Origin of the sequence: Thermotoga sp. SG1 (genome assembly GCF_002865985.1) — a bacterium.
Taxonomy (GTDB): domain Bacteria; phylum Thermotogota; class Thermotogae; order Thermotogales; family Thermotogaceae; genus Thermotoga.
This window is the reverse complement of the sequence record NZ_LNDD01000004.1, coordinates 144,571-164,543: the sequence shown is the minus strand read 5'-3', so window position 1 is coordinate 164,543 and position 19,973 is coordinate 144,571. Positions and strand designations below refer to the sequence as shown.

The 19,973-nt window shown below is 48.4% G+C and carries 23 protein-coding genes, 1 other RNA gene and 1 pseudogene; 2 read left to right on the top strand and 23 right to left on the bottom strand.

Features of this window, described 5'->3' with window-relative positions; all coding sequences use genetic code 11:
- Positions 1 to 36: 36 nt before the first annotated feature.
- Together ffs and AS006_RS06245 are read left to right on the top strand one after the other, a co-directional pair.
- An RNA gene (gene ffs / locus AS006_RS06250) (signal recognition particle sRNA large type) lies at positions 37 to 302 on the top strand.
- Positions 302 to 748, top strand: coding sequence for a hypothetical protein (locus tag AS006_RS06245; protein WP_199167447.1), 447 nt, complete (start codon positions 302 to 304; stop codon positions 746 to 748). Before ffs ends, AS006_RS06245 begins: the two co-directional genes overlap by 1 nt.
- Here AS006_RS06245 and AS006_RS06240 read toward each other — a convergent pair.
- The 23 genes and pseudogenes from AS006_RS06240 to AS006_RS06135 form a co-directional block, all read right to left on the bottom strand.
- Positions 740 to 1,342, bottom strand: coding sequence for a Na(+)/H(+) antiporter subunit B (locus AS006_RS06240; RefSeq protein WP_101513493.1), 603 nt, complete (start codon positions 1,340 to 1,342; stop codon positions 740 to 742). The genes AS006_RS06245 and AS006_RS06240 overlap by 9 nt on opposite strands.
- Entirely contained in the window at positions 1,339 to 2,007 is a 669-nt protein-coding gene (locus tag AS006_RS06235) for a hydrogenase subunit MbhD domain-containing protein (RefSeq protein ID WP_101513492.1), read from the bottom strand. Before AS006_RS06235 ends, AS006_RS06240 begins: the two co-directional genes overlap by 4 nt.
- Positions 2,004 to 2,240: a monovalent cation/H(+) antiporter subunit G gene (locus AS006_RS06230; RefSeq protein WP_101513491.1), complete on the bottom strand. Its 237-nt coding sequence runs from the start codon at positions 2,238 to 2,240 to the stop codon at positions 2,004 to 2,006. The genes AS006_RS06235 and AS006_RS06230 overlap by 4 nt, the downstream gene beginning before the upstream one ends.
- Positions 2,237 to 2,479 (bottom strand): hypothetical protein, encoded by a 243-nt coding sequence (locus AS006_RS06225; protein WP_101513490.1) that lies wholly within the window; start codon positions 2,477 to 2,479, stop codon positions 2,237 to 2,239. The genes AS006_RS06230 and AS006_RS06225 overlap by 4 nt, the downstream gene beginning before the upstream one ends.
- Entirely contained in the window at positions 2,476 to 2,838 is a 363-nt protein-coding gene (locus tag AS006_RS06220) for a Na+/H+ antiporter subunit E (protein ID WP_101513489.1), read from the bottom strand. The genes AS006_RS06225 and AS006_RS06220 overlap by 4 nt, the downstream gene beginning before the upstream one ends.
- On the bottom strand, positions 2,814 to 4,178 hold the full coding sequence (locus AS006_RS06215) for a cation:proton antiporter (protein ID WP_101513488.1): 1,365 nt from the start codon (positions 4,176 to 4,178) through the stop codon (positions 2,814 to 2,816). The genes AS006_RS06220 and AS006_RS06215 overlap by 25 nt, the downstream gene beginning before the upstream one ends.
- Entirely contained in the window at positions 4,175 to 4,510 is a 336-nt protein-coding gene (locus AS006_RS06210; protein ID WP_101513487.1) for a sodium:proton antiporter, read from the bottom strand. The genes AS006_RS06215 and AS006_RS06210 overlap by 4 nt, the downstream gene beginning before the upstream one ends.
- A complete protein-coding gene (locus AS006_RS06205) occupies positions 4,489 to 5,448 on the bottom strand; it encodes an elongator complex protein 3 (protein WP_101513486.1) in 960 nt (319 codons plus the stop codon). Before AS006_RS06205 ends, AS006_RS06210 begins: the two co-directional genes overlap by 22 nt.
- Entirely contained in the window at positions 5,445 to 6,167 is a 723-nt protein-coding gene (gene rnc / locus AS006_RS06200) for a ribonuclease III (RefSeq protein WP_101513485.1), read from the bottom strand. The genes AS006_RS06205 and rnc overlap by 4 nt, the downstream gene beginning before the upstream one ends.
- Positions 6,154 to 6,717, bottom strand: a complete 564-nt coding sequence (gene yfcE, locus AS006_RS06195; RefSeq protein ID WP_199167446.1) for a phosphodiesterase — start codon at positions 6,715 to 6,717, stop codon at positions 6,154 to 6,156. The genes rnc and yfcE overlap by 14 nt, the downstream gene beginning before the upstream one ends.
- Positions 6,718 to 6,719: 2 nt before the next feature.
- Positions 6,720 to 7,889 (bottom strand): ABC transporter permease, encoded by a 1,170-nt coding sequence (locus AS006_RS06190; RefSeq protein ID WP_233185673.1) that lies wholly within the window; start codon positions 7,887 to 7,889, stop codon positions 6,720 to 6,722.
- Positions 7,813 to 8,406: a dTMP kinase gene (tmk, locus tag AS006_RS06185; protein ID WP_101513483.1), complete on the bottom strand. Its 594-nt coding sequence runs from the start codon at positions 8,404 to 8,406 to the stop codon at positions 7,813 to 7,815. Before tmk ends, AS006_RS06190 begins: the two co-directional genes overlap by 77 nt.
- 43 nt (positions 8,407 to 8,449) lie before the next feature.
- A pseudogene (locus AS006_RS09640) lies at positions 8,450 to 8,701 on the bottom strand (type II CAAX prenyl endopeptidase Rce1 family protein); the annotation flags it as partial.
- A 288-nt stretch (positions 8,702 to 8,989) separates the two neighbouring features.
- Positions 8,990 to 9,931, bottom strand: coding sequence for an ornithine carbamoyltransferase (argF, locus tag AS006_RS06175; RefSeq protein WP_101513481.1), 942 nt, complete (start codon positions 9,929 to 9,931; stop codon positions 8,990 to 8,992).
- Positions 9,932 to 9,934: 3 nt separating this feature from the next.
- The gene (locus AS006_RS06170; protein ID WP_101513480.1) at positions 9,935 to 11,128 is read right to left on the bottom strand and encodes an adenylosuccinate synthase; all 1,194 of its coding nucleotides are present in this window, start codon (positions 11,126 to 11,128) and stop codon (positions 9,935 to 9,937) included.
- A 5-nt stretch (positions 11,129 to 11,133) separates the two neighbouring features.
- Complete coding sequence (gene purB / locus AS006_RS06165) at positions 11,134 to 12,393, bottom strand: adenylosuccinate lyase (protein WP_233185690.1); 1,260 nt, start codon at positions 12,391 to 12,393, stop codon at positions 11,134 to 11,136.
- The gene (locus AS006_RS09635; protein ID WP_233185672.1) at positions 12,278 to 12,844 is read right to left on the bottom strand and encodes a hypothetical protein; all 567 of its coding nucleotides are present in this window, start codon (positions 12,842 to 12,844) and stop codon (positions 12,278 to 12,280) included. The genes purB and AS006_RS09635 overlap by 116 nt, the downstream gene beginning before the upstream one ends.
- Entirely contained in the window at positions 12,844 to 14,163 is a 1,320-nt protein-coding gene (gene rlmD, locus AS006_RS06160) for a 23S rRNA (uracil(1939)-C(5))-methyltransferase RlmD (protein ID WP_101513478.1), read from the bottom strand. Before rlmD ends, AS006_RS09635 begins: the two co-directional genes overlap by 1 nt.
- Positions 14,164 to 14,166: 3 nt before the next feature.
- Positions 14,167 to 15,795 carry an arginine--tRNA ligase gene (argS, locus tag AS006_RS06155; RefSeq protein WP_369819748.1) on the bottom strand — a complete coding sequence of 543 codons (1,629 nt, stop codon included), beginning with the start codon at positions 15,793 to 15,795 and terminating at the stop codon, positions 14,167 to 14,169.
- Positions 15,796 to 15,834: 39 nt separating this feature from the next.
- A complete protein-coding gene (locus AS006_RS06150) occupies positions 15,835 to 16,665 on the bottom strand; it encodes a hypothetical protein (protein WP_101513476.1) in 831 nt (276 codons plus the stop codon).
- An 18-nt stretch (positions 16,666 to 16,683) separates the two neighbouring features.
- The gene (locus AS006_RS06145; protein WP_101513475.1) at positions 16,684 to 17,175 is read right to left on the bottom strand and encodes a hypothetical protein; all 492 of its coding nucleotides are present in this window, start codon (positions 17,173 to 17,175) and stop codon (positions 16,684 to 16,686) included.
- A gap of 28 nt (positions 17,176 to 17,203) precedes the next feature.
- Entirely contained in the window at positions 17,204 to 18,472 is a 1,269-nt protein-coding gene (gene hisS, locus AS006_RS06140) for a histidine--tRNA ligase (RefSeq protein ID WP_101513474.1), read from the bottom strand.
- Positions 18,469 to 19,968 carry a TrkH family potassium uptake protein gene (locus AS006_RS06135; RefSeq protein ID WP_199167444.1) on the bottom strand — a complete coding sequence of 500 codons (1,500 nt, stop codon included), beginning with the start codon at positions 19,966 to 19,968 and terminating at the stop codon, positions 18,469 to 18,471. The genes hisS and AS006_RS06135 overlap by 4 nt, the downstream gene beginning before the upstream one ends.
- Between the last annotated feature and the right edge of the window lie 5 nt (positions 19,969 to 19,973).

Genomic DNA, 19,973 nt, shown 5'->3' with positions numbered 1-19,973 from the left:
GAAATACCCCGAAAAGTGTCGTAGAATAGTGGTGCACCACGCTAGGCGGGGGGTTGGCGGTCCCCTGTACCCGAAATCCGCCATACGCGGGGCCGAACTCCCACCCGAGGCTCCTCGGGTCGGGAAACGGTGTGGTTCGGAAGCGATGAAGATCGGGTCCCACGCAACGGAGCCCTGTGAACCTGGTCAGGCCCGGGAGGGAGCAGCCATAAGCAGGTGTCTCCGTGTGCCGTGGGGGTGCCCGATCGGAGCTCTCCGACCACGCACGCCCCGGTCTGGGGAAGTCGACGGTGGGTGCGTGGTGCATCTTTTATTTGGCTACACAATCGTCGAAGTTCTCAGTTTGCTTCTCTGTTTCTTTACGATCGCAATGATCGGATTTCTCGCTCTCTCCCTTGCCCTAGAAACAAAGGCCCGTCTTGTGAACGATCTGGACAGAACTCTCGATGAACTCTACGCCGTGGATTTCATGAGACACGAGTACGAGGTGAAAAGGGCAGAAACCCCTTCTTCCTCCGTTACTCCATCCTGTATGAGTTTCAACGCGGATCACAAGGGAAAAAGCGGCAGAATTTCCTACATCGTGGTTTTCGATGATGGAGTGTACAAACTCATTCGGAAGGGATTGAGCGGTGAGGGAAACAACTATCTGCTCGAAACGAAAAAGAAGATAGTTTTTCTTCAGGATGGAAAGGTGTTCTCTGTGAAGATAGGAGACACAATCTACGATCTTGAAATTTCAGAGTAGTCCTCTGTGTTTTATGAAGTAGTACACCACTATCCAGCTTCCCAGCATCACCTTCAGATACACGATCACGTTGGCCGGAACGATGAGATTCCTTCCTGGCAATATCAACATCACAAGGAAGAGAAAAACGATCATGACAAATTTCTCCAGAAAATACGCCTTTGTCCTCTCAAATTTCCTCTCAAAATTCTCGAAATCTTCCACCAGAGCGATCAATGCCAGAGCCGTTCCACCCGCAACCCCAGCCGAAAACCCCCCACCGGGACTCACATGGCCCTCGACCGCAAGGTAGAGAGATCCAACCAGAAGAAAGAACGCGATGAAACGTGTGAAGATCCTGATGGAAACGTCCGATATGCTCTTTATCTCTTCAGGCGCGGGAAGGTAGGACATGTGGAAGGAAACCCCCAGAACCGCAAGGGAAAAGATGAGCACCTCAAACACCGTATCGTACACCCTGTTCAGAAGGTATATCTGCGTTATGGGATTTTCCACCACGGTATCTCTGAGGTCTATAAGAATCTTTTCGAAACCTCCGCTTGCAACCAGCATTGCCCCAAAAACCGTAAGCACCGCTATCCAGATCCATCTCATTTGCTCTCCTCCCCAAAATACTTTCTCTTGAGTCTTTCTACAAGGTTCTTTTCTACTTTAAGAAAGTGTTTGAAGCGGCTTCTCAATTCTTCGTCGGCAAAGAGGATATGGTAACTTCCCTCCTTCTGAAAGATATGGTTCAGTTCTTCTCCTCGATAGGTTCTATCCATATATCTCAGAAGATCGAGCTTTTCGTCTTCAAGATAAAAGATCTTCGTTTCCAGGTATCCCTTTCTGTCCTCCCTGAAAACACCACCGCACCCGATGTCTATCCTTCCCCCATTCAGCGCCCTCATCAGCTCTTCAAGAGAGTCGTATTCCACAAACTCCACTCCATAGTCGTACTTTTCACAGAAGATCTTCATGAGTTCGTATTCGAATCCTGTGAAGGCTTCTCCGATTTTCTCAAAGAGCAGTCTCACGGGTGTGAATCCAATCCTTATCTTGTTTCTAGATTTGAGGGCTATCAGATAAACAAGGGTTGTGAGAAGGGCCCCCAGGAGTGCCTCGGCTATGGCAACGTCTGGTGCGGCAAGAATGGTGTAAAGCAGTGTTGCCAGAACGCTGATAGCAGTCCTTCCAATGACCGAAAACATCCTCACAGGCGTGAAAATCGTGTAGAAAGAGATTGCTATCATCGAAAAAAGAACGATGTACTCTATCAAGAGGATCCCTCCGTGTACATGCGCGCTATCACGTGGGAGATGAACGGTCCCCACACGAGCAGAATCACCAACATGAGAACTGTCCTAGAAATATCCTCCCAGAAGTTGAGAACCACAAAGAGTGATCCCACCGTGTCGGATATCCCTATGAAGTGTATCTTCAGATAAAAATCCCTCTTTATGAGGGCAAAGAAGGTGCCAAGGCACATCAGTGCCACACCGATGTAGATCATTCCTTTCTCCCCCTCAAAAAGTAAGAGAAGAGGATTATACCACTTCCACCGGCTAATAGATAGAAGATAGCAACATCCCGCACTTGAGAAAGCCCCGGAACAAGATACGACAGTGCGTATATCAGAACACCCGTTTTGGTGGAAAGCGAAGAGATCCCGAGTAGCTTTTCCCACCGGTTTCTACCCATCACAGCCAGGATAACACTCAGAACAAGAGGAACGGTGAGTATCCAGATCATCTTCTCCCCACCCGATGAACCACTATGTACCCTTCATCGGAAACGACAACCAGCGTTTTTGGAGTGAGAGTGATCGTGAGGGTTTTTTCGAGTTCTTCCCATTCATTCTCCACAGAAACCTCATAGGCACTCCTCTCTCTGGAAGACAGCATCACCATTATCGACTCGAAGATCGCCTTCGGTATGTGGTAGACGAGTTTGAAAATGAGAATTGGAAATTTCTCGAAATGTGAAGGCCTTGTGAACAGATAAGCAGCAAGGCTCATGAGAACCCCCATGACAACGGTCAGAATGGTGATTTTTTGAGAAAGAATTACAAAGAAAACGGTTCCTGTCACCACTGCAGCGAAAACAGACACATTATCACCGTCCCAAGAAGGTAGATCCCCAGCATGGAGTCGAAATCCTCCAGAGGGTAACTTTCGATCCTGTATTCTCTGAAGAGGAAATGAATCAGAAGACCTGCTCCTATCAGAAGAACGCTCTCAAGCGATGATTTCCAGTTTGCAAAGGAAACTCCGATCACAACGGATGAAGCGGCAAGTATTACGCTGTAGAGTTTCATTCTTCCCTGACCCGAAAGGGCAAACGGCTTCATCAGAAACCGCCAGAACGTGGCGGCGGTTCCAACGAAGACGATTTCCATGAGAATCTTTTCCCAACCGTGAAGTTGGTCCAGGACCATGTTTTTTGAAAAACCTGCAAGTCCGGGAAAACCCATGATTGAGAGACTGGCCAGTGCAAGTGAAAACCACGTCCAGAAATCGAGCCTTTTCCATTCTTCTGTGTTCCTGCCGGGAAGTTCGTCTTTCAGAAGAAAGAGCCACGACTTGGAAACACCGTGTGCCAGCGAGTACACAGGGGCGGTTATGGAAGACACAAGGACTATTCCGATCTGCGAGAGCGTGCTGTAGGCAAGCGTTCTTTTGTAATCCTTGGAAAGAAAAGCAAGGACAGCTCCAGAAAGAGCAGAAAGTATCGCAAAATACTCTATCACTTCCCAGTTCACAATTTCTTCCATCCTCAAAAGACCGTAGACCGCACTCTTTACAACCACGCCAGAGAGAACAGCAGAGATCACCGTTTCGGCTTCGGAGTGAAGCTGTGGAAGCCATATGCTGAACAGAAACACGCCCGCTCTCAGAAGAAGTCCGGACGTGATCAGGGAAGTGGCAAAGGGATTTTCAGATAATCCGGAAATGGAGAGAGTACCGTTTTCTGCGTACAGAATGGCAACACCTACGAGGTACACGTTCATGCCGATCGTTCCAAGAATTAGATATTTGAAAGCAGACCAGTACTGAACTTTCTTTCTTCCTTCTACAACCAGTAGAAAAGTGAGAAGAGAGACCGCTTCGATCGTCACATAGAGGTTGAACAGGTCGGCACTCACGAAAGTGAGATTGAGAACCCCAAGAAGGACAAGGAGAAGATTAGAAAGATTCACACTCATCTTCCTGGTGAAGACGGCAAGAAAGACCAAGGCGGTGAGCAGGAGGAAATAATGTGATATGTGATCTAGCAGAAGGTGTACGCCGAACTCCCCTGTCAGTGTGAGATCGAATCTGTAGTTGCCGAAAACAACTCCGAGAATGAAGAAAAAGTTGATCCACACCATCCACACCGGAGTCTTTCTTTTTAAAGAAAGGAGAGCAATACCGAGTGCCACAAGAAAGAAATTGTAAGAAAGGAAAATCACTCTTTCTCTCCCCCTCGATCCCTGTCAAGTTTTTCGGAAGAAATAGAAGAGTACTTTGAAGAAATAACGCTCGCTACGGTGACGAGAAGGGCAACGGTTGCAAAGCCAATCACAATCGAGGTGATGATCAGAGCCTGAGGAACAGGATCAGCCGCTCCTGGGTGAAATGGTATCGGAACGTCTTTTCCCTGTTTTCTCGACACGATCACGAAGAAGCTGACAACCCCGGTTCCCATGATGTCGAGTGAGATGATCTTCTTGATGAGGTCTCTGTTCACAAGAACGCCAAGAAGACCTACCAGGACCACCATCAGAGAGAGCCGTTCAAGCATCCCTCTATCACCTCTTTTCCCACAAGAAAGAGGGCATCGGTGTAAGCCAGTTCGTCGAACAGAAATTCATCCCCCACCTTCACTTCTTCCGATTCAAACCACACGAGGTAATTTTTCGGAGCAACCACTCTGGTCGGACGCAATCTTTTTATCACCTTCTTCATGACCGTCTTCCTCACCTTGTCTCCAAGGGCAGGATCCAGAGGACCTGCTACCACGTATCTTCTGAGTTCAACAGGGACGTGGTACCCTATCCTGATCACCCGAACCCCCCATCCTTCCAGAATGCACACAAGATCAGAACAGATGTCTATCGCTTCCTCCAGGTCGAGCGGACTGTATTGAAAAGTTTCCATCATCCTGTGAAGTTCCGTCCCTTCAAAGACCAGAGTGGGATGTATCCTCACCAGATCAGCACCACATTCTATCGTTCTCAGCGCAGAAAGTATCTCATCTTTCCTGTCACTCTTTGGCAGTCCCACCATCAGATGTACGCTCAACCTGAACCCCATCTTTTTAATGAGCTTACAGGCCCTTTCTACCTCATCGGAGGTGTAACCCCTCTTTGAAGCCTTCAGCACCTCGTCTGAGAAAGACTGAACCCCAACTTCGATCGTTTCAACATCGTATCTTTTCAGAATCTCGAGTTTCTCCTTTGTCACCTCGTCTGGACGGGTGGAGACCCTGATCGATCTCACCACAGAGAACTTTCTGACGAAGCTCAGGTACTCCTCCATCTTCTGCTCGGAAAGACCGGTGAACGTTCCTCCGTAGAATCCCACCTCGTACTCTTCGGACGTCTTTGAATACTCCTCTATGAGTCGTGCGATGTCATCAAGAGACGGGACCTTCTCCTGTCCCGTTGCTTTTACCTGGTCACAAAAGACACATCTTTTCTTACAACCAGCGTATGGAAGAAACACCGGGATGATTTTCATGGCTTTCCCATCACCAGTTTTTCGTAGGCTTTTCTTGCCGCTTCTTTCTCTGCTTCTTTCTTCGTTCTTCCCTTGCCAACGGCAAGTGTTTCATCGTTTATTCGGACTTCAACGATGAACAGTTTCTCACTGCCGTTTTTCTCCGTTCCCACAAGTACATATTCTGGTGGTATCTTGTGTTCTCTCTGCACGATCTCCTGAAGCGCGGTCTTGTAATCAAAGAGCATTTCTCCCTTCATGATCTTCTCTATGTAGAACTCGAACTCACCCTCGAAGAGATCTTTGATCTTCTGGTATCCCTGGTCCAGATAGAGTGCAGCAAGTAGTGCCTCGAAGGCATCCGCCAGAATGGAGTCTCGCTTTCTTCCTCCCGTCTTTTCCTCTCCTTTTCCAAGAAACAGAAACTTTCCAAGTTCCAGTTTTCTGGAGATCCTCGCGAGGACTTCTTCACTCGCAACGGCAGATTTCACGCGGGCCAGATCACCCACTTCCGCTTCGGGATATTTCCGGTACAGGATCTCACAGACAAAAAGTTCCAGAACGGCGTCACCTAGAAACTCCAGTTTTTCGTTAGATTCCACATCTTCTCTTCCAGCTTGTTTTTGCTCGTTCGCATAGGAACTGTGACAGAGGGCGCGAAAGAGAATCTCTTCATCGTTGAAAAAAACTCCCAGTTCTTTCTGCAGCTCCTCCACTGCTTTTCTCTCACTCTCCGTCAACAAAGCTCACCTCTTCCAAAAGTTCTCCTTCCAGGGAACGAAGTTGAAATTTCTTCCTCTCCGTATCGATGATACCAAATGTTGGTCCGATCTCTGACTTGGGCAGTGCAGGTGATCCGGGATTTATCAGGAGTATTCCCTCTCTTTTCTCAACTAGGGGAACATGCGAGTGTCCAAACAGGATCGCGCTGCAGTTGTGGGCTTTTGCAAGCAAGACGGGATCTCCTTCCTCGTACTCGAACTGATCACCGTGGACAAGAAGGATCTTCACATCACCGAGGTACTCTATCCCTATTCGTGGCATTTCTGGTATCTCCAGAAACCGTACGTCCACATCCGCATCACAGTTTCCACGGATGTACCTGACACGGTATTTTTTCAAAAGAGAGGCAAGTTCCTTCGGATTGTAATCGACCGGCAGAGGGTTTCTCGGTCCGTGGTAGAGAACGTCCCCAAGGTGCCATATCTCATCGAAAGTGCCGGCGATTTTCAGGATCTTTTCCACAGGAGAAAAGGCTCCATGGGTGTCCGAGACAACGAGAATTTTCAACCTCAACCCCTCCTTATAACGAACTTTCCGGAGAAAACCGATAGGGCAAGAAAGACAGCCGTCCAGATTCCGACATAGGATATCGAGTGTATGTCCACGATGTGTTCTAACTGGTAGATCCTGAGGGCGTACATGGTTTTGAACACGGGAGTAGCCATGGCGATTCGTTTCAGATACTCTGGAAGATTGCTGATAGGAATGGCAAACCCACTCGAAAAGAGAGAAACTCCTATCACAGAGACTCCCAGAATGTTTGCAAGGCTCTTGTCAGAAGACACGGAAGAAACTATGAATCCAACTGAAGTATGAAGAAGAGAGTTGAGGGCGATCAGCAAGAAAACGAGTGTAAAGCTCATGCTGCTTTCGGTGAGAAGTCGTGTGAGAACGTACGCTGCCATCGAGACGGATACACCAAGGGTCGTGTAGGCGACGACCTTTCCAAGGGCGTACTCCCACCAGGAAAGGTTGTAGACGAGGAACATCTCATGGAGGTTCTTTTCCCTGTCTAGAAAGGTAGATACACACGCAAGAGAAACGGTTATCAGGATTCCAGTGAAGAATATGATGAACGGCGAGACGAGATCGGAGAATCTGAGACTCGAATCCTTCAGTGTCAGCCTGGGAACAGGGTAATCCGAACTGGTGAAAATGTATCTCAGAACATTCGGATCGAAGAAGGCACTTCCCTGAAAGTCCTCGAGGATGGAATCCAGAACGTTGTAGATGGCGGCGGCCAGATGAAGATCCACAGGACTCGGTATGAAAATCATCTGAGTTGGCTGTTTGGCGTAGAGTTTCGCCGCGAACCCTCTGGGTATGATGATAACAGCGTTGAGTCTTCCTTCTTTCAGGAGATCTTCGTAATCCTCTCCGACTTTGACGATGTTTTCCTGTCTCAGAATGGTACCGATGAACCTCAAGATGAGGGAAGACCAGACACTGTTGTCTTCGTTGTATATCCCGAGCTTCATGGATTGAAGGTTGTACCCCTGCATGAAGAAAAGGGAAATCAACACCACCAGCACCGGTGTGATGACGATCGTTATGAGGGACATCTTTCTTTTGAAGATCCTCTTCAGTTCGACCAGCGCCAGTTTAACTGTCAAATTTCCACCTTCTTTCGATCTCTTCCACCACCATCCTGTGTATCTCTTCCACAGCTTTTTTTCCATCGAGTACAACGATCCTCTCCGGGTACTCTTCTGCCAGGAGAAGATAGCCCTTTCTCACTCGTTCCAGGAAATCTCTTTTTTCAAAGCGATTCAGTTCACCTTTCCTTCTGAGGGCCGTTTCCACATCTATGTCGATGTAGAAGGTCACATCGGGTATCAGTCCATCCGTTGCGAAGGTGTTCAACTCTTCGACGACTTCCTTTCCGAGGTTTCTTCCAAAACCCTGGTACGCAACGCTGGAGTCCACGTATCGGTCGAGTACAACGAAGTACCCTCTGAAAAGGTAGTGTTTGATGTCCTCCACGAGAAGGTTCCTCGAAGCAAGAAACAGAAAGAGTTCAGCCTTCGGCGTTATCTCCTCTTTCATCAGAATCTCTCTTATCTTCTCCCCTATCTTCGTTCCCCCCGGTTCCCTCCTCAGGATCACCTTCTGTTTCTTCTCCTCCAGGTACCGTACCAGCAGATTCGCCTGTGTGCTCTTCCCACATCCGTCTATCCCCTCGAAACTCACGAGCATTCCTTCCCCTCCTGGTCATCAGGATGAAAGCCACAAGATTGTTGGTCACGTGGTAGAGAACAGCCGGAAACAGTGATCCACTGACGACAACACTGTGAGCGAATATGAGGGCCACGATGAACCTGTAGATGAGGTTCACCAGAAAGAACCTCTCAAATCCAACGATTACGTTGAAAAGGTGGAGAAACGAGAAGATGAATGCGTTCACCCATATGTTGTATCCATTCAGTTTCAGAAGAACTCCCCTGAAGAAGAGTTCCTCAGAAAGTGGTGATATGAAAGCCACAGAGATCATCACGGTGAACCAGTTCATGAACGAAGGGAACCTCGCCCCACCGTTTTTCATGAAGAACACGTTCACAAAAAGAAGGAGGAGAAACCAGTGAAGATCGGCAAAACTCACTTTGAAAGACGGTGCGTATCGAAACGCCACACACGCTACAACGGCGCCGGTCAAACCAAGCACCGATTGAAAGAAGATGGCCCTTTCAAAGCGCCTTATTCTGAAAAGATTTATTGAGAACATGAACAACAGATATATCGCAAGGGCGATGATGGAGTACAGAAAATTCATTCGTTCACCTCACAGTAAGGTCGCTATCATGATGGCTTTTATGGTGTGCTTTCTGTTCTCTGCTTCGTCCCAGACTCTGCTCTGTTTTCCTTCTATCACCTCATAAGTCACTTCTTGCCCTTTCACGGCAGGCAGACAGTGCATGAAGATCGTCTCTGATTTTCCCGTCATCTCCATGACCTTTTTGTTCACCTGATACGGTTTCAAGAGTACGATTTTTTCCTTTTCTTTGTCTTCTTCTCCCATGGATGCCCACACGTCCGTATAGACCACATCCGCGTCCTTCAGAGCTTCTTCCAAAACGGGTGTGAACGATACGCTTCCTCCTGTTTCTCTCACTATCTCTTCGCACTTTTTGTATATCTCCGGCCTTGGTTTCAGTTCTTCAGGGCCACAGGCCACAAAGTTCATCCCCATCTTCGAGCAGGCGATCATAAGCGATGTCGCCACGTTGTTTCTGGTATCACCCATGAAGACAACCTTTATTCCCTTGAGTCCTCCGAAGTTTTCTTCTATCGTCATCAGATCGGCGAGCGCCTGGGTGGGATGAAATTCATCCGTGAGGCCGTTGTAAACGGGTACACCAGAGTATTTCATCAGTGTTTCCACCGTCTCTTGTTTGTAACCTCTGAACATGATGGCATCTACCATTCTTCCAAGGACGCGGGCGGTGTCTTCGAGGGATTCCTTCGCACCGAGGTGTATATCGTTCGGTGACAGGAAAATGGGATGTCCGCCTTCCTCCGCGAAGGCGGTTTCGAAGGCAAGCCTCGTCCTTGTAGAACGCTTTTCGAATATCATGGCGAGCGTCATACCCCTGAACCTTTCCGTTCTCAATCTGGATCTGCTTTCCCTTTTCACCTGTTTTGCTACGTCAAGCAAGTATCTGATCTCTTCAGGAGAGAAATCAAGAAGCGTCAGAAGCGACCTTCCCTTCAAATTGAAAGGCATTCTTTACACCTCCACGATGTCCTCTATTTTTTCGCCCGTGGATATGTATTTTATCGGTCTTCCCGTTTCTCTTTCTATGAAGTTCACAAAACGATCGAACTCTTTGCTTTCAAGTGATTTCCATCCATTGAAGGTTTCATAAACGGGCTCTTTTTTCTCCAGGTCTTTGAGAGAAAGCAGTTCTTTGCCGTCTTTGTATCTCACACAGACTTTCACTTTATCAAAACCGTTCATAACGTCTGCCTTCGTCATGACGAGTGTGTCAACACCGGCTATTTCTATTGCGTAGTTGAGGAGTGGAAGATCGAGCCATCCACACCTTCTTGGACGACCCGTGGTGGATCCGTATTCGTGTCCGGCCCTTCTCAGCGCTTCCCCCTCTTCTCCAAAAAGCTCTGTCGGAAACGGTCCTTCCCCCACCCTCGTTGTGTACGCCTTGAAGACACCGATCGTTTCGTCTATCTTCACCGGGAACCCTATACCTGCGCTCACACCCGACGAAGAACAGTTCATACTCGTAACGTACGGGTACGTTCCCACATCGAGATCAAGAAGGACCCCTTGAGTACCCTCGAAAAGAACGCTTTTTTCTTCGAGAATTCTTTTCATCTGGATCGAAGAGACGACAAAATCCTTTATGACGTTATAAAAGTTCAGAAGGTCATCCAGTATCTTTTCAACATCGAAGGTGAGGTTGTAGAGGCTTTTCAGGGAAAGGTTTTTCTCAAGAAGGGTCCTGGCCTTTTTTTCATCGTAGAGTTCGGTGATCCTCACATTTGCTCTCATGACCCGGTCAGCGCACGCAGGACCGATTCCTCTTTTTGTGGTACCTATTTTCAGAACCTCGTCCACCCTCTGATCCACTTCCTTGTGCACGGGAAGAACCACGTGTGCGTTCTCGGAAATGAAAATATCTCCCGAGTATTCAGGAAACCTTTCCTTCAGCTCGATCAGTTCCTTCGTAAACACCTGAGGGTCCAAAAGAACACCGTTTCCTATGGCCACTCCTACATTTTTGGTGAAGTCTGCGGATGGAAGAAGGTGGTGGACCACTTTGAACGTTCCGTAATTCACCGTATGACCGGCGTTTGCTCCACCTGAGTACCTTACCACGATATCGTGATACCTGGAAAGGTACGTCACAACTTTTCCCTTTCCTTCGTCTCCCCACTGAAGTCCCACAACAACGCGGTTCATTCACTTCACTCCTTTTCAAAACGTTCGAAGATCCTGTCCACGTACCTCAGATAATAGGATGCATCGAAGAGTTCTCTCAGTTCCTCCTCGGTAACGAGTCTTTTCACATCTTCGTCCTCGAGCAGGTGTTCGAGGAAGTGTTTTTCAGATTCCCATGTTTTCAGGGCGTTTCTCTGAACGATATCGTACGCTTCCTTTCTCGTCAGTCCCTTCTCTATGAGTTTCAGAAGAACCCTCTGGGAAAACACGAGCCCTTTCGTGAGATTCAGGTTCTTCTTCATTCTTTCCTCGTTCACCTTCATATCTTTGATCACTTTCGTTGCAGTGACTATCATGTAGTAAAGCGTTTGAGTTGCGTCCGGGAAGATGTATCTTTCAACCGAGGAGTGAGAGATGTCCCTTTCATGCCAGAGAGCAATGTTCTCCAGGCCAGGTCCCACGAAGGTTCGCATCATTCTGGAAAGTCCTGTCAATCGTTCACAAATGATGGGATTCTTCTTGTGGGGCATAGCGCTTGAACCTCTCTGGCCTTCTTTGAAAGGTTCTTCTACCTCGAGTACTTCCGTTTTTTGAAGGTGTCTTATCTCAACGGCGATTCTTTCAATTCCGGCCGCGATGATTCCCAGCGTGGCAAGATAATGAGCGTGTCGGTCGCGCGGGACCACCTGGGTCGAAACGGGCTCTGGCTTGAGTCCAAGGTAGGAGAGAGCCCTCTCTTCGACTTCGGGGGGCACGTTCGCATAATTCCCGACGGCTCCGCTTATTTTTCCGTAGGATACTTCCTCGATCGCCCTTTCCAGTCGAAGAACGTTCCTTTTCATCTCTGAATACCAGCCGAGTACTTTCAGTCCGAAGGAAGTGGGTTCTGCGTGTACGCCGTGCGTTCTACCAATCGTTGGAGTGTACTTGTACCTGTTCGCCGTATTCCAGAGTGCGTCGCAGAGCCTTTTCAGAGCATCAAGCAGGATCTTTCCAGCTTCGACGAGCGCCAGAGAGTTAGCAGTGTCGAGAACATCCGAGGAGGTGAGACCGTAGTGGAAAAACCTGGAATCTTCTCCGATCATCGTTCCGATTCCTTCAACAAAAGCCACGACATCGTGGTTAGTCCTCTCTTCTATCTTCTTGAAGAGTTCCACATCTATTCTGGCCTTATTTTTTACCCTTTCCGTCACTCCTTTCGGAATCGTTCCCAGTTCTTCGTAGGCTTTCATCACCGCCAGTTCCACTTCCAGCCACCTTCTGTACTTCGCCTCCTCCGTCCACAGCTCCTTCATCGGAGACAATGCGTATCTTTCTACCATCTCTCTCCCTCCTGAAGACATCTCTCAAAAATATGAGTGCCACGGCAGGGAAAACAAGATAAGAGGCACCGGGATATCTTACGCTTGCCACCCTCCAGAGTGATAGCGAAACGAAAAACCAGAAGATCGCCATGAAAATCAAATTTTCCACCCTTTTCTTCATAAAATCAGAGACGACGAGAAAGATGAAGGAGACCACAAGGTACGTCTCTGCCAGATCGTAACTCACACCCTTCAAGTATTCGAACACTTCTAAAATCAAAAGGAACACGAGGCTTACATAGAAGATGTTCCTGTTTTTTTCCCTTTTGTCCGAAAGAAAAAACAGGGAGATCACAAGAACAAGGATCGAAAGCAAAAAGCTCTCCTTCCACGAAAGGATGGAAAAGATCAGAGAAAGCGCAAGTCCAAACATCAACGTTCCCCCTTCACCAGTGTCACGACCGTCTCCACGTGGTAGGTCTGAGGAAACATGTCAAAGGGTTTTACACGTACAACGGAGTAGCCCTCATTCTGGAGAAACTGAACATCCCTTACCAGTGTGGAAGGCTCGCAGGAGACGTAGACAACTCTTTCAGGAGAAAGCCTCAGGATCTCTTTCATCACATTCAGCCCCGCTCCTGATCTAGGAGGGTCCAGGATCACTTTGTCCGCTCTGCCCTGGTAAGACTTCAGGAACTCCAGCACGTCGCTTTCCACGTACTCTATGTTCCTTCGACCGTTCACGTTCGCGTTGGCTTTTCCCGCCTTCACAGCTACTCTGCTTGATTCAACAGCAACTACTTTTGCCGAAGAGTAAGATGTCCTCATCGAAAACGTTCCAATTCCTGCGTAAAGATCGAGCACCACTTCGTTCCCCTGCAGGTCCAGTTCCCTGTAGACGTGGTCTATAAGTTTAGAGGTAACCGAATAGTTACTCTGAAAGAAAGCAGTGGGTGGAATCTGGAATTTTTCCCAGTCGAACTCTTCCACTATCACCCCTTCTCCGTAGAGGGTCCTGTAGGGGCCTCTCAGGACAACGGAATCTTTCGAATTCATCACATGTATGATCGAGTGTACTTTCGGAATATCCTTCAAAATGGCCTGAACCAGGCTCTTTCCCCATGGGAAGGACTCCGTTTTGGTCACGAAGATGACCATGAACTGGTCCGTGCTGAAAGCGTATCTGATGACAACGTGTTTCAGCACGCCTTTCCTGGTCAGACGATTGTAAACCGGTATGTTCAGCACCTGAACTGCCTTTCTGACGATCTCCAGTATTTCACCGGTCCCTTCCGGAGCAACCTCACAGGATCTGATATCTATCACAAAATCGGAACCTCGCCGTTTCAGACCGAGCCTTCTTTCTTGAAGATGGAATTCCATTTTCGTTCTGTAATGAAACACAAGATCACTCGGTTCCACGTCCTCCACTTCAACGTCCAGTTTCATTCTTTCGAAGAGATCTTCGACGATTTCTTTTTTGTAAAGGAGCTGTTTTTCGTATCTGATGTCCATCCAGTGACAGCCACCACAACGACCAAAGTGCCTACAGGGAGGTTTAACTCGATCCTCCGATTCTTTTATCAGGGACACTACCTTTGCGAACGCAAAGTCCTTCTTTTCTCGGAACGTTTTGATCAATGCCTCTTCCCCGGGATATGCTCCTTCCACAAGGACGATCTTTCCATTCTGGAGGCGGGCAAGTCCGTATCCTCCGTTGACCATTTTGTCTATTCTGACGTGCTCCAGCATCTGTCACATCCTTTCTGGTGCTGAGACTCCAAGGAGTTTCAGGCCCTTTTTCAGTACGATCTTGGTTGCAAGAGCAAGATTCAACCTGGCGTTCGAGAGCGCTCTGTTTTCAGGATCGACGATCACGTGCTTTGTGTAGAACACGTGGAAAGATTCCGAAAGAATCTGAAGGTAGTTGGTGAGTCTGTTGGGGGAAAACATCTTTGCCACTTCTTTCAAGGCGCTGCTGAACATGCCGAGGTTTCTCATCAGAACCCTCTCTTCCTCGTTTCCAAGAAGTTCAAGATCTTTGCCCCGTTCGAACTCAACACCTTTTTTCTCTGCGTTCAGGAAAAGATTCGATATTCTCGCGTGTGCGTACTGAACGTAATAAACGGGATTGTCCATGGTCTTTGCTTTGGCAAGATCTATGTCGAAAACCATGTGGTTGTTCGGGTCCACCATGGCGAAGAAGTAACGCGCTGCGTCTTTTCCCACTTCATCCAGAAGTTCGTCCAGAGTGATGAACTCTCCCGCTCTTGTGGACATGCGGACGATTTCTCCACCGCGCTTCAGTGTGACGAACTGATGGAGAATGACGTTGAAGAAATCATCCGGTATGTCGAGTGCTTTCATCGCCGCCTTCATTCGCGGGATGTGTCCGTGATGGTCACTTCCCCAGATGTCGTAGACCCTCTTAAAGCCCCTCCTGTACTTTTTGTAATGATAGGCGATGTCGGTCATGAAGTACGTGTAAGTTCCATCACTCCTCACAAGCACCTTGTCATCTTCTTCTACAAACTTCGACACCTTGAGCCACAGAGCACCGTCTTTTTCGTAAACCAGATCCTTCTCCTTCAGTATCCTCAGAACCTCCTCGACGGTGCCATCCTCTATGAGACTCTTCTCGGAATAATAGACATCGAACGACGATCCCATCCTCTCCAGTGTGTTCTTCATGGAAGAAAGGATCCGATCGAGTGCGGCGTTTTTGAAGAACTCTTCCACCTCTTCGTTCCACACGTTTTTGTATCTGTCTCCTATTTCATTTACCAGCTCTTTCGCTATATCCACAAGGTACTCACCGCGATAACCACCCTCTGGTATTTCCATCTTCACCCCAAGAAGTTCGTTGTACCTTACCCAGAGTGACTGTGCAAGGAGTTTTATTTGTTTTCCCGCATCGTTTATGTACATCTCCCTCGTAACGTCGTAGCCGAGTTCTTTGAAAACCTCCGAGAGCACATCTCCGATCACGATCTGCCTTCCATGCCCCACCGTAAAGGGACCCGTGGGATTTGCGCTCCCATATTCGAACTGTACCTTCAATCCCTTTCCCACGTTCTCTCTTCCGTACTCTTCTCCCTGCTCAAGGATCGTTTTCACAACTTCCTGAAGAATTTTGTTCGAGAGAAAGAAGTTTATAAAGCCAGGTCCCATAACCTCTATTCTGTCGAACATACTGTCCTCACTGAGCAAGCCGGCGATCTCCTGTGCGATCTCCCATGGATTCTTCTTCAGGTGTTTTGCCAGTTTCATGGCAACGTTGGTGGAAAGGTCTCCAAACTCCTTCCTGGGGGGCACCTCGATTTCGAAGTCCACGGTCGTGCCGTACTGCTTGGAAACAACCCTTTCAACCCTTTCGCTGACCATGTTTACCAGCACTTTCTGCACCTCCACGTCTGCAGGATCTCATCCTCTGAAAAGGATGTGTTTTACCGTATCTATCCTGTGCCTTCTTTCCTTCAGGAGTTCCAGTTCAAGATCGGCTGACATTTTCACGCCACCGTCTTGCCTCAGGAAGCCCGTAAGATTCGGCGTGAGGGGAATGGGAGCGCTGATGTAACTTTTCCCTTTGTAGGATCTGTTTCGAAAAGTCCCCTTTGGAGAGAGCTTTATTCCAAACACCTCGAGGCTCTGAGATCTGGCCCACAGACCTCTCTTCTCATTCCACCAGTCCTTTTCCTCCGTTTCCAGTTCAAAATGTATGAAGGTGAACACATCTTTCTCCACAAGAGGTCGCAGACTCTTTGAGGAAAATGTTTCCTCTTTTTTCAGGATTGCCACGCGCCAGTCATCCAGATCAACGACGAGATGACCACCATCGGGCGCGTGACGTTGCTGGACCTCCCCGTTCTTCACCACCAGAACATCCGGGACCGATCTGAAGGTTTCCACGCCGGGCGAGATCACAGGAATGACCAGATTCTTCGATATGTACCTGAGCAGATCCACGTAGAAAGGTTCCAGTTTTTCAAACCTTTCGATTTTGAGAGGAGATACCCCCATCAGTAGATTTCCGGTCAGTCTTGGGAATATCAGCATATCGGCAAAGGAAAGATCCTCACGAACAACTTCCATAAGGCCATCGATGAATTCGTCCGCAGATCTGAAGGTCTGACTCAGCGGAAAAAGCACGCACACAACCCTCTTTACACCCTTCCTTTTTCGGTGCACCCGTGAGATCTTTCTTTTTGGAATCAGTTTCTTCTTTGCCAGACTCCATAGCAATCCTTCAAACATTCTCGGATTCTCCCAAAGCTAATCACTTCCAAACTCAAGAAAAACAGGGGCTATTCCTTCCGCCACAACACCCGTTTTGTTTTTTGTTTTCTCCAGTGGAAAGTAGATGTTGTTGTAGACCCTTCCCTGAAAGTTCAGGAGCGAGATGGAAATGAGTTCCGTTTCCTGCGTGTGTGCCCAGAATTTTGCTTTGATGAAGTTGAAATCCGCGAAGCTGTGAGCCTCACTGAAGCCAATGACGAGTTTTGCACCGTTTTCCTTCGCTATATAGAACGCTTCCGGATAGAGGGCGAGTTCCCCTCCCACCACAAGTGCCCTTACACCGATGTCCACGATTCCAAATTCGTAGCCTTTCTTCCACTCTTTTCCGTTCCTTCCAACAATGAAGAACTTCTCAGTGCCCACAACGGAAAACGTGGCGTTGTCCGGTATCACGTCCAGCCACGACACGAAAAGATCTACAGATTCGAATTCCTCCAGAGACACCGGTGAACCCACCAGGATTTTCAATTCGATCCACCCAATTTTAAGTATAGCATCATTCTTTTGAAGCCTTTTCGAAGATGTATTCGATGGCGAATTCCTTATCTATCTCCACCTGGTCTCCCGTTTCAAGGTTCCGGAGTACGACCACACCTTTCTTCAACTCTTCATCTCCAACTATGACCACGTACTTTGCACCGAGTCGGTCTGCGTGCTTCAATTGCCCCGACAACTTCCTGTTCATGATATCCACATCCACGTTCAACCCTTTCTTTTTCTTTCTCAACTCCATGGCGAGTTTCATACCTTCTTTGAAGGCGTCCTCACCCACGGTTGCAACGTAGAGGTAGTGAACGTTTTTCCTGGGAACCTCTATTCCTTCCGCCTTCAAGGCGAGAACGATCCTCTCTATTCCTCCAGCAAAACCCAGCGCAGGAACGGTGCCACCACCGAGATCGGAGAACAATCCATCGTACCTGCCACCGCCGGCTATGGCGTTCTGTGCACCGAGTCCCTCGTGCCTTACTTCAAAAACAGTTCTTGTGTAGTAGTCCAGTCCTCTCACGAGCGTGTGATCTTCCACGTACTTTATTTCGAATTCGTTCAGATAGTCTTTCAGTTTTTCGTAATGTTCTCTGCATGGTTCGCAGAGGTAGTCGGTACTCTTCGGTGCGTTCAGAGCAAGTTCGTGATCTATTTTGCAATCGAGCAACCTCAAGATGTTCGTCTCGTAGCGCCTTTTGCAATCGTCACAGAGATCGTTCAGATGCTTTCCGTAGTATTCTCTCAGAGCTTCACGGTAATTTTTCCTGCACTCTGGACACCCTATGGAGTTCAGATGAATGGTGTACTTTGTGAGACCGAGTCTCTTCAGAAAACTGTCGACCGCCAGGATCGTTTCGAGGTCTGCTCCGGGAGACTCAGATCCGAAGATCTCGAACCCCACCTGGTGGAACTGCCTCAACCTGCCGGATTGAGGTTTCTCGTAGCGAAACATCGGACCTATGTAGTAGTACCTCTGCTGGAAACCCCTGTTTACAAAAGAGTTCTCAAGAAAGGCCCTCACGATGGGGGCTGTTCCTTCCGGTCTCAGTGTGATGCTTCTGCCACCCTTGTCTTCGAAGGTGTACATTTCTTTTTGAACGATGTCCGACTCTTCTCCAACGCTTCTCACGAAGAGCTCCGTCTGCTCAAAGATGGGGGTTCTGATTTCCTCCATCCCGAAACTTTCACAGACTTCTCTGAAGGTCTCCTCCACGAACCTCCAGTACCATATTTCCTCTCCAAAGACATCGTTTGTTCCTTTTATTCTCCTGTATTTCAACTGTTCTCACCTCCACACTCCTCAAAGAGGATCTTCACATCTCTTATGATCCTCGCTATCGCGTAGAAGACCACCAGAAATTCCAGCCTGCCAAGGAACATTCCCACGATCATGGTCCAAAGTACGCCTCTGGGAAGCTCTGGCCTTGTGAGCCCCACCGAAAGTCCCACTCCGTTCATAGCGGAAGAAAATTCGAACATAGAAACAAGAGGATCGTACCCATAACTCATGAGAATCAGAGCACCGATCAGGTAGGTCAGGGCGTAAATCCCGAAGAAAACGAACATGTCTTTGATGATGCCGTTGTCGATCGTTCTTCGAGATTCCCCTTTCCAGACGATGATCTTTTCCACCCGTCTCCTTGGACCAATGAATCCCCGTATTGACTGGTATATCATTTTCAACATCACGAACACCCTGAACTGTTTCAATCCACCTGCTGTTGAATCCATCATGCCTCCGAGCATCATGATGACCGTGAGCAGAAAGATCCCGATGGGAAACAGACCCACCCACGGTGAAAGGTCGGTGTTCGAAAACCCAGTACCCGTTATAGCAGACACCACCTGAAACACAACATATCTCAACGCTTTTTCTTGAAACACCTTCTTTGCTTGGGGAAGCAGAAACAGTGACGTGATGACAACGGTGGAACCCATGAGCCAGGGTTCACCGTTTTTCAGAAAGGCCTTGAGGTTTCCCTTCCAGAGGGTGTAGTGTATTCCAAAACCCGTTCCTCCAAGGATCATCAGAACGATTGTTATCACCTCTATCGGTACGCTGTTGTAGTAGCCTATGCTGGTGTTTCTCACAGAAAATCCCCCCGTTGCGAGGGCGGTGAGCGAGTGATTGAAGGCGTCAAACCACGGCATGCCCGCAAAATGAAGTGCCAGCATACCGGCTGCAGCGTAGGTCACGTATATGACCATTATCACCTTGGTGGACTGTGTCACGTTGGGAAGAATGTTGTCAACTCTACCCTCTGAACCATAGAGGGAAGCCCCCAGAGGGCCTATGAGGGTGGCGAGCATGATGACCGCAAATCCCGCCCCTCCGATGAACTGCATGATGCTTCTCCAGGCAAGGAAAATGTGTGGAAGACTTTCAACATCCGGGAACATGGTGAGTCCGGTTGTTGTCCAGCCACTCGTTGCCTCAAAAAGCGCCTGATAAAAGTCCAGAAAACCCGCTACAACAAAGGGTATAGCTGAGAGAATCACCGCGGCCACCCACGTTGTGACGACGATGACGGCTCCCTCTTGGTATCCTACCACGTGCGTTTCTTTCAGCCTGGAGGTCTTTTTGAGAAGCATTCCCAGGATAAAAGAAGCGATAGAAGGTACAAGAAACGAGGTTATGTAGTACCATTCGTCGGGATAAAAGAACACGAAGATCGCCGGTGAAAGCAAAATAACCGGAAACCACACGAGAAGCTGGCCCACGTACCAGAAGACCACCTTCAACCTGTGCTTCGTGCTCGTCAGGATGTCTTCCAACTTCG

Coding starts and splice junctions, on each gene's coding strand:
- AS006_RS06240 (WP_101513493.1), bottom strand. CDS start 1,342: ATGAGATGGATCTGGATAGCGGTGCTTACGGTTTTTGGGGCAATGCTG.
- AS006_RS06230 (WP_101513491.1), bottom strand. CDS start 2,240: ATGATCTACATCGGTGTGGCACTGATGTGCCTTGGCACCTTCTTTGCC.
- AS006_RS06225 (WP_101513490.1), bottom strand. CDS start 2,479: ATGATCTGGATACTCACCGTTCCTCTTGTTCTGAGTGTTATCCTGGCT.
- AS006_RS06210 (WP_101513487.1), bottom strand. CDS start 4,510: ATGCTTGAACGGCTCTCTCTGATGGTGGTCCTGGTAGGTCTTCTTGGC.
- AS006_RS06205 (WP_101513486.1), bottom strand. CDS start 5,448: ATGAAAATCATCCCGGTGTTTCTTCCATACGCTGGTTGTAAGAAAAGA.
- AS006_RS06190 (WP_233185673.1), bottom strand. CDS start 7,889: ATGGAAAAAAAGCTGTGGAAGAGATACACAGGATGGTGGTGGAAGAGA.
- tmk (WP_101513483.1), bottom strand. CDS start 8,406: ATGCTCGTGAGTTTCGAGGGGATAGACGGATGTGGGAAGAGCACACAG.
- argF (WP_101513481.1), bottom strand. CDS start 9,931: ATGCCTTTCAATTTGAAGGGAAGGTCGCTTCTGACGCTTCTTGATTTC.
- AS006_RS06170 (WP_101513480.1), bottom strand. CDS start 11,128: ATGAACCGCGTTGTTGTGGGACTTCAGTGGGGAGACGAAGGAAAGGGA.
- AS006_RS09635 (WP_233185672.1), bottom strand. CDS start 12,844: ATGTTTGGACTTGCGCTTTCTCTGATCTTTTCCATCCTTTCGTGGAAG.
- rlmD (WP_101513478.1), bottom strand. CDS start 14,163: ATGCTGGAGCACGTCAGAATAGACAAAATGGTCAACGGAGGATACGGA.
- argS (WP_369819748.1), bottom strand. CDS start 15,795: ATGGTCAGCGAAAGGGTTGAAAGGGTTGTTTCCAAGCAGTACGGCACG.
- AS006_RS06150 (WP_101513476.1), bottom strand. CDS start 16,665: ATGTTTGAAGGATTGCTATGGAGTCTGGCAAAGAAGAAACTGATTCCA.